General features: G+C 66.1%; 8 protein-coding genes. 5 read left to right on the top strand and 3 right to left on the bottom strand.

The features are described from left to right. Nucleotides 1-88: 88 nt before the first annotated feature. The 3 genes from MOJ79_RS09610 to MOJ79_RS09600 are packed head-to-tail and all read right to left on the bottom strand — an operon-like array spanning nucleotide 89 to nucleotide 2,429. A complete protein-coding gene (locus MOJ79_RS09610) occupies nucleotides 89-1,054 on the bottom strand; it encodes a DDE-type integrase/transposase/recombinase (RefSeq protein ID WP_241923955.1) in 966 nt (321 codons plus the stop codon). After that, nucleotides 1,051-1,791, bottom strand: coding sequence for a hypothetical protein (locus tag MOJ79_RS09605; protein ID WP_241923954.1), 741 nt, complete (start codon nucleotides 1,789-1,791; stop codon nucleotides 1,051-1,053). The genes MOJ79_RS09610 and MOJ79_RS09605 overlap by 4 nt, the downstream gene beginning before the upstream one ends. Next, a complete protein-coding gene (locus tag MOJ79_RS09600; protein WP_241923953.1) occupies nucleotides 1,788-2,429 on the bottom strand; it encodes a TnsA endonuclease N-terminal domain-containing protein in 642 nt (213 codons plus the stop codon). Before MOJ79_RS09600 ends, MOJ79_RS09605 begins: the two co-directional genes overlap by 4 nt. Before the next feature lie 156 nt (nucleotides 2,430-2,585). Between MOJ79_RS09600 and brxL the strand changes: the two genes are divergently transcribed. From brxL to MOJ79_RS09575, 5 genes are all read left to right on the top strand, one after another. Then, nucleotides 2,586-4,265, top strand: a complete 1,680-nt coding sequence (gene brxL / locus MOJ79_RS09595) for a BREX system Lon protease-like protein BrxL (RefSeq protein WP_241923952.1) — start codon at nucleotides 2,586-2,588, stop codon at nucleotides 4,263-4,265. Between the two features lie 337 nt (nucleotides 4,266-4,602). After that, the gene (locus MOJ79_RS09590; RefSeq protein ID WP_241923951.1) at nucleotides 4,603-5,481 is read left to right on the top strand and encodes a hypothetical protein; all 879 of its coding nucleotides are present in this window, start codon (nucleotides 4,603-4,605) and stop codon (nucleotides 5,479-5,481) included. 495 nt (nucleotides 5,482-5,976) lie between these two features. Continuing rightward, on the top strand, nucleotides 5,977-6,633 hold the full coding sequence (locus MOJ79_RS09585) for a dienelactone hydrolase family protein (protein WP_241923950.1): 657 nt from the start codon (nucleotides 5,977-5,979) through the stop codon (nucleotides 6,631-6,633). After that, a complete protein-coding gene (locus tag MOJ79_RS09580) occupies nucleotides 6,630-7,301 on the top strand; it encodes a phosphoribosyltransferase (RefSeq protein ID WP_241923949.1) in 672 nt (223 codons plus the stop codon). The genes MOJ79_RS09585 and MOJ79_RS09580 overlap by 4 nt, the downstream gene beginning before the upstream one ends. Continuing rightward, nucleotides 7,302-7,757 (top strand): host attachment protein, encoded by a 456-nt coding sequence (locus MOJ79_RS09575; RefSeq protein WP_241923948.1) that lies wholly within the window; start codon nucleotides 7,302-7,304, stop codon nucleotides 7,755-7,757. It abuts the gene before it with no gap.

Genomic DNA, 7,757 nt, shown 5'->3' with positions numbered 1-7,757 from the left:
ATGCAGTTCGAGAGGGCTTGGCTTGCCGCCCAGCAAAGGCAAGCCGCGTGATGGTCTCGGCTATGGGATCCGGGAAACGCGGGCAAGGTCAAGGGTTGACCTTGAAGGACAAGCGAGTGCCCGCGGGGGAGCGGTTCCACAGTGCGCCCAGCTGCTCGTTCTGGTATTGCAGGCCAAGCCACTTCAGCCCCGACTGTTGCAGCTTGTGGGTGAATTCGAGAGCAACTGCTGCATCGAACTCGGCTTGGGACGTAGGGATGCGCACGGGCCAGCGCTGGCAGCTCTCGAGGAAGAGTCGGTCTGGTGCCTTGGTGCCGGTACGCCGCGGGGTCTTGTTGTGGATGGTGACGATGTAGCGCTCGAGGAGTTGCTTGAACGCGTCGAATGTGAGCGCAGCGTGCTCGGCGCCGTCGTAATTGCGGTCGGATGTGGCCTTACCCAGCGTGGTGCCTGGTGTCCAGTGGATGAAGCGGCTATTGAGGGTTCGGCCGAACCTTTCCACTACCCCCTTGTACCAAGGCGAGCGCGGCGGCGTAAACAGAATGTCGATGCCGAGAGCAAGGCAGGCTTCGCGCACACCGTTCGAAGTCAGGTCGAGCCCGTTGTCGACGACGACCAGGTCCGGAATGCCGAAGGCCTGCCAGCGGACTTGCGGTGATTGGTCCTGCTTGGCCTCATTCACGTCGAACGACAGCTCCTTCGGCAGGATGGCATGCCGCAGTGCGGCGAGCACCGACGCGGCCGACGGTGGTGCAAAGCTGAGGTGGTAGCCAAGAACCAGTCCGCTGTAGTGGTCGATGACCAACGTCAACCAGGGCCGTCCTAGGCGGCTCCCCGTCTTCTCATCGACAAGGTGCACGTCGCACAGAAAATGGTCGACTTCGACACGCTCGAGCGCTCGTACGGTGGTCACTCCAGCGGAGCGAGGCTTGCGTTTGAGGTCGGCTGCCTGGCGTCCAAATCGCGCACGCATCAGCTCGTAACGGTCGACGCCGAGGGCGACTTGCCGCACGGTTTCGCGGGACATGGCGAGAGGTTCGAGATTCACGGTCATGCTTTGTCCTCAGAACTGCTTCGTTGCTTGCTGCGGGCCTTCTTCTTCAGTGAGGCCTCATTGGTCTGAATGAAGGGGTCCACGAGCTCCTCGACGCCCTCCTTGGTCACGAAGCTCACATAGCCCGCGTCGCGGGCGGTTCTCGCCAGCGCGAGGTTGGTGATGCCGTGCAGCGTCGCTCCCTGGTACGCTCCGAGCAACGTCTGAATGTGCTCGCGCAGACGCGCCTTGAGGTCGTCCGAGAACCTACGTGGCGTGCGCTTGCGGATGACCGCGGCGTCCTGCATGAAGACGGACGTGTCGTAGCCTGAGCCCACGTAGCGCCTCATCCATCGATAGACGGAGTGCGGGGAAGGTGGGTCCGGGTCTTTGAGGCGCTCGGCCACTTCCGCAATCAAGGTCTTCAGCTGCGGGTTCTTCGGACCGATGGGGAAGTACTCCGCGGCAGCTCGGCCGTACGCGACCCTGCGCAGCACCCGCTTGCGCTCGTCGTCGCTCATCGTTGCGTACGTCGGTTGCCGCGATGGTTGGTGACTTTCCGGTGGGAGCTGAACGGGTTCGAGCTTGCCCGCCATCCGCATGGACACCAGCGCCTGGAGGTCGAATTGCACCTCCGTCTTTCGCAACGGACACATCAGGGTCACGGTGCCGTTGTCGTCGATGGACTTCACCACCTGCAGTTGGCCGTTGAGGCGCAGCTCGGTCCCGCGTTCGATTGGAAATGGAGGCGTCTTCACGAGCGTGGCCTCCAGATGCGTGTCGCGGTGCACAAGAGCGCCGTTTCGAGGTCTGCCTCCAGCAAGTGGTCCCACAGCATCCGATACACGCCACCAAGTCCGCCGGTGCCGGCGGGTTCGAACAGGTCCTGCAGCAGGATGTCTGTTCGCTCGCCGACGAACTCGAGCACGCCGCGCTGGAATGCCGGCGACACGGGCCACTGGGCATAGCGCTTCAGCAGCCGCAGGTTCTGGATGCGAAAGCCCTTGCGAATCGCCGTGGCGTCACGAATCTCGAACTCGTAGCCCTGCTCAGCAAAGCTATCGCGAGCGATTTCGAGCTTGGCCGCCAACTCCGGCTCCAGGTTCGTGACGTCGTGCTTGAACTCGCGGTACCCGATGCGGCCGTCTCTGCGGGTGAAACGGACGTCAGGCGTATAGGACACCGTGCGGCCGCCGCCCATCACGAACTGGAAGGTCTGCGGCTGCACCTCGACAGAGACGATGTCAGGGTCGGCAATCAGCTCGAGCAGTCCGTCGTACTCGACGAGAGACTCGGCGCCCAACTGCCCCACCGCCTTGGGCGAAGTGGCCACGACCAAGGTGCGCAGCCGACCGGCATTCGAGAGCGTTCGCGTGGCTGTCTTGACTTTTGCCACGGCGTCATCCCCTCGAGGCCAAGGAGGCGCGGCGCCTCACCGGTGATTGACCGCCGGCCGCCTGCGTCCGTCTTGTTCTCGCCGGAATCGGCCGGTTGCGGGACGCGGCTATCGACAAGGGCACTAGGGCACACACCCTATGCGGCCGGCACGTAAATGGTCAAGGAAAACGAGCGCATGCTCACCGGCGGCTTCTATGCCGAGGTCACCCTGGGCTACGACGCTTCCATCGCCCAAGAAAAGGGCGGGCGCCCCTTTGGCGTTGAGTCACTACGAGCCATCCAACTATCGAAGCGCGAGGTGCTAGACGTGTTGGCCAAGGGGCGAGAGCAGTTCACCACTACCGAGTGGCGCGACCTGCTCTTACGCAGCGTCGGGTTTGAACCGCAAGCTTTGTCCGAGCGCGCCCAGGACGCATTGCTGCTACGCATCGTTCCCTTCGTCGAGCGCAACTACAACCTCGTCGAGCTAGGTCCCCGGGGTACAGGCAAGTCGCACCTCTTTCAGCAGGTATCGCCCTACGCACACCTCATCTCAGGAGGAAAAGCGACCGTTGCTCGCATGTTCGTCAACAACGCTACCGGCCAGCGCGGGCTGGTTTGCCAGTACGACGTGGTGTGCTTCGACGAGGTATCTGGCGTGTCTTTCGACCAGAAGGACGGCGTCAACATCATGAAGGGGTACATGGAGAGCGGCGAGTTTTCCCGGGGTAAGGAGAGCATCCGCGCCGACGGTTCGATTGTGCTAGTCGGAAACTTCGACGTGGACGTGGAGCATCAACAGCGCATCGGCCATCTGTTCGGTCCGCTGCCGCCCGAGATGCGAGACGACACGGCATTCATGGACCGCATTCATTGCTTCCTACCCGGCTGGGATGTGCCAAAGCTGCATCCGACCTTGTTCACCTCGCACTTCGGCTTGGTGAGTGACTTCCTGTCCGAGTGCTTTTCTCAATTACGCAGCCAAAGCCGAGTCTCGACGCTGCAAGGGCGCGTGCGTTGGGGCGCAGCTCTTTCTGGTCGCGACCTCAACAGCGTCAACAAGACGGTAAGTGGACTGCTAAAGCTCCTGTACCCTGGCTCGAACATTCCGGTCAGTGACGAAGACCTGGAGTGGGCAGTGCGCCTGGCTCTCGAGGTGCGCCGCCGGGTCAAGGAGCAGCAAAAGCGCATCGGCGCCGCTGAGTTCCGCAATACCCACTTTAGCTACACGCTTGGTGCCGAAGGTGTCGAAAAGTTCGTCGCCACACCCGAGCAGCAGAGCCAAGGCGGTATTGGAGATGAGCCTCTCGAGTGCGGTCAGGTGTGGGTGCTAAGTCCTGGCGGAGACGAAGAGCACCCGGGACTCTTCCGGCTTGAGGTCAACGAGGGCCCCGGCAGCGGCGTACGCGTGCTGAACAACCCTGTTCCTGCCGCCTTCAAAGAGTCCATCCGTTGCGCCGAGCAGAACTTGTACGCTCGCGCACAGCAATTGGTCGGTGACCGAGACCCTCGGTCTCACGAGTTCTCGGTTCAGCTGCGCGGCTTTGATGCCGCAAGGAGTGGCGCCAAGACTGGCGTGGGTGCGCTTATTGCAATGGCCAGCGCGCTGCTGAAAAAGTCGGTCCGCGGGGGACTGGTGGTCGTCGGCGAAGTAACGCTCGGCGGCACCATCGAGCCAGTTCACAACGCGGTCACGTTGGCCGAAATCGCTGTAGAGAAGGGCGCCAAGGCGCTGTTGCTCCCGGTTTCCTGCCGCCGCCAGCTGTTTGACCTCTCTGATGAAATGGCAACCAAGCTGGACATTGAGTTCTACCAGGACGGCCGAGACGCTCTCTTGAAGGCGCTGGTCGACTAGAAAGAACCGGCTTAGGAGTCAGGTGTTTTGCAGTAGCGCCTTGGGGTGGCGCATCGCCAGCGCACCGTACGCATAGCACCTGGGGACCAATAAATTCCCCAGATTAGGCATGTTCGCAAAGCGACTTGTATGCGTGGGCAACGCCGGTTGCAGATGTTGGCAAGAAGCCTTGCAAGCGTCGGCTTTCTGGCTTGCGGTCGTTGGCAGCAGTTGCTAGCGGCGTTTCCAGGGAAAGCTTGCATCAACACGCGCTGCGACCGTGAGGCGCATTGGCCTATGATTAACTTTACATAATACACATCGTCGCGCATCCCACAATGAGAACGGCAGGTGAATCATGGACTTGCGCCTGTTCTCAATCGACCAAGTACCGCGATCCATCCCACTGTGGGACGCGATCCTCGATGACCTGGGACGCCCATCGCCCGAACGCGTGGCCCAGGCGCTGGACGTCGGACGCAGCACCGTCTACCGCTGGAACCGCACCGGCAACGCTCCGCGCGTGGCCTGCCTGGCGCTGTTCTGGCTGACCCGCTGGGGCCGCTCCGAGATCGACGGGCGCGCCGTCAACGACGCGCGCATGGCCACCGGACTGGCCCAAGCGCTGCACGCCGAGCGCAACGGCTTGCGCGCACACATCGCCCAACTGACCGCCGAGCGCGACCGTCTGCGCCAGCTGCTCGGGCGCTTCGAGCAGCTCGTCAACGCGCGCCGCACCGCCCTGAACGCACCCGCCGGGGATGAGGGCCAAGGTCGTCGGGAGTCTCAAAGTGAGACGTTTCGGACGGTGTTACTAGTACCGTCCTCGGGTCAGGTGGAGGACTGCCACGGGGGTGGGCTCTTAGAACGCGCGCAACCGTTGGAGCCGTTCGCAGCCGACGCCGCCGCGATCGATGCGTCGGCGTGCCGCGACGGTTGCAAGGCTTGTTCGACGAGGCTTCCGCGGCCTTCGGCCGGCTGTACTGGGGCTGCCGCCCCAGCCCCCGCCTTGAACCGCGCTGCAGCGGTCGGCGGCGCTTGGCACGCGCGTCGTACTGCCACCGTTGCCCCGCCACAGCCCGCGCAGGCGCCGGCGCAGCCGGGGGCGGCCCTCCGGCCGCCCCCGGCCCGCGCCGAGCCCGCGCGGGCCACCAGCGCCGCGCCAGCGCGCTACACGCCTCGCACCAAGGCCGACCCCTTCGCCGCCATGCGCGACGCCCTCACGCGCGCGCAGTGACGCTCCAACCCGCACCGAACCACGCCCATGACGACCCGCCAGCACCAACACCGCCGCGCCCTGCCGCTCGGGGACCACCCCCTGCCCACCCCGCACTGCTATTCCTGGCTGCCGCCCGAGGAGTTCCTACGCCACGCCCTGGCCAGCTACTACAGCGCCTGCCGATTCGTCGACGCAGCCTACCGGGTTTTCCCCGACGACCCCTACCGCCCAAGCCAGTGGCTCGAGGAACTGACCAACATCATCACCCTGCGCCTACAGGTTGCAGCGCACGAAGCCGGAATACCCCACTTTGCTTCCGCTTCTGAACAACTTGCAGGGTATCTCGAAATACAGCCACCAACCCCGGAAATACCCCGAGAAAATACACATCGTCGCGTATTCATCCGAACGGATCCGTCGACGCTCAACAGCCGCTGGTTGACCAACATCAACGCGCCGGCACGGCCGATCCTCAGAATCGACCGGCGTGAGACCCGACGTCCACAGACCCCGATGAAACCCGCCATCCGGCACGACGCGCTGACGCTGGGGCCGCTGGCCTTGCCCGGCGATCTGGCGAGCCCGCCGGCGCCGGCGGGTTTGGTGCTGTTCGTCCACGGCAGCGGCAGCAGCCGCCTGAGCCCGCGCAACCGCTACGTCGCCGAGGTGCTGCAACAGCGCGGGCTGGCGACGCTGCTGTTCGACTTGCTCACTGCCGACGAGGCCGACGACCGGCGCAAGGTGTTCGACATCGACCTGCTGACGGACCGCGTCGGCGACGCGCTCGACGCGGTGCGGCACCAGCGCCCGGACCTGGCGGCGCTGCCGGTGGGCCTGTTCGGGGCCAGCACCGGGGCCGCCGCGGCGCTGCGCCTGGCGGCGGCACGCCCGCAGGCGATCGCTGCCGTCGTGTCGCGCGGCGGCCGGCCCGACCTGGCGCTGCACGAGCTGCCCCGCGTGCAGGCGCTGACGCTGCTGATCGTCGGCGGCGACGACGACGTCGTGCTCGAGCTCAACCGCGAGGCGCTGGCGGCGCTGCGCTGCCACAAGCGCCTCGACGTCGTGCCCGGCGCGACGCACCTGTTCGAGGAGCCGGGCACGCTCGAAACGGCGGCGCGCCACGCGGCCGAGTGGTTCGTCGAACGCCTGCGAAAGGATGCGCCGCGATGAAGGACCGCTTTGCCGACCGCACCGAGGCCGGCCGCCTGCTCGCGCGGCGGCTGGCCACGATGGCGCTGGAGCCGCCGATCGTCGTGCTCGCCCTGCCACGCGGTGGTGTGCCGGTGGCCGCCGAAGTGGCGCGTGCGCTGCATGCGCCGCTGGACCTGCTGCTCGTGCGCAAGATCGGCGTGCCGTGGCAGCGCGAGCTCGCGCTGGCAGCCGTCGTCGACGGCGACGAGCCGCAAGTCGTGATCGACGAGGAGGTGCAGCGCCTGTGCGGCGCCGACCGCGCCTACATCGACGCGCAGGCCACGCACGAGCTGGCCGAGATCGAGCGCCGTCGGCGCGTCTACCTGCGCGGGCGCGCCCCGCTGTCGGTCGCGGGAGCGACGGCGATCGTCATCGACGACGGCATCGCCACCGGCACGTCGGTGCGCGCGGCGCTGAAGGCGCTGCGCCGGCGCCAACCCAAGCGACTCGTGCTCGCGGTGCCGGTGGCGCCGTCGGACACGCTGGCTGCGCTGCGCGCCGAGGTCGACGACATCGTGTGCCTCGCCGAGCCGTACCCGTTCCACGCGATCGGGCTGCACTACGACGATTTCCACCAACTCGACGACGCCGAGGTGCTCGCCGCCCTCGACGCCGTCGGCCCGACCCCGGAAGCAGGAGAACACTGAATGGACACCTTGTGGATCGTCACCGCCAACGCGGCGAAGGCGCGTGTGTGCGAGCGGCAGGCCGACGGCAGCCTGGTCGAGGTCGCCGACTTCGTCCACCCCGAAAGCCGCCAGCCGGGCCGCGAGCTCGACGACGACCGCCCCGGGCGCACCGAGCTGAGCCTGGGCAGCCACCAGCGCGGCCACAGCGCCTACGAGCCGCCGACCGACGTGCATGCGAAGGAGCACGAGCGCTTCGCGCGGGAGCTGGCGGCACGGCTCGACGACGCCATCGCACAAGGGCGCTGCGGCAGGCTGGCGCTGTTCGCGTCGCCGGCGTTTCTCGGCCTGCTGCGCGCGCAGCTCGGCGACGCCGCCGCGAAAGCCGTGCGCGTCAGCGAGCCGGTCGACCTGACGGCCTTGCCGCTGCACGAGCTGCGCGGGCGCGTCGACGCGCTGCTCAAGCAGGCCGGCTGA

It is taken from the genome of Calidifontimicrobium sp. SYSU G02091 (assembly GCF_022631395.1).
GTDB lineage: Bacteria > Pseudomonadota > Gammaproteobacteria > Burkholderiales > Burkholderiaceae_C > Calidifontimicrobium > Calidifontimicrobium sediminis.
Note: the sequence above shows the minus strand (reverse complement) of the source record. Positions and strands in the feature narration are given on the sequence as shown.